Genomic DNA, 408 nt, shown 5'->3' with positions numbered 1-408 from the left:
ACAGCAACCGAGTCAACCTTTGCCGCTGTCGGAGATGTATTGAACTACACCATCGTAGTGACCAACACGGGTAACGTTACTTTGAGCAATGTGGCTGTAAGCGATCCTTTGACAGGTTTGAATGTTTCTATTCCAAGCCTTGCTCCGGGTGCGGTTGAATCAATCCCGACTTCTTATACCGTAACACAATCGGATATCGATGCAGGAAAAGTGGACAATACCGCTTCGGCTGTTGTCGGAGCAGTAAATGTTTCCGCTTCCGAGTCTGTAACTGCAACCCAAAACCCTGAGCTTTCCATTACTAAAACAGCAACCGAGTCAAACTTTGCCGCTGTGGGCGATGTATTGAACTATACCATTGTGGTGACCAATACCGGAAACGTGACTTTGAGCAATATTGCTGTAAGC

1 protein-coding gene is annotated in these 408 nt (G+C 46.8%); it reads left to right on the top strand.

Going from position 1 to position 408, the window contains the following annotated elements; all coding sequences use genetic code 11:
- Positions 1 to 408: DUF7507 domain-containing protein (locus tag NU887_RS20185; RefSeq protein ID WP_420839801.1), on the top strand; the 408-nt coding region annotated here is incomplete at both ends.

This window comes from Aquiflexum gelatinilyticum (assembly GCF_024741135.1).
Taxonomy (GTDB): Bacteria; Bacteroidota; Bacteroidia; order Cytophagales; family Cyclobacteriaceae; genus Cognataquiflexum; species Cognataquiflexum gelatinilyticum.
Note: the sequence above shows the minus strand (reverse complement) of the source record. Positions and strands in the feature narration are given on the sequence as shown.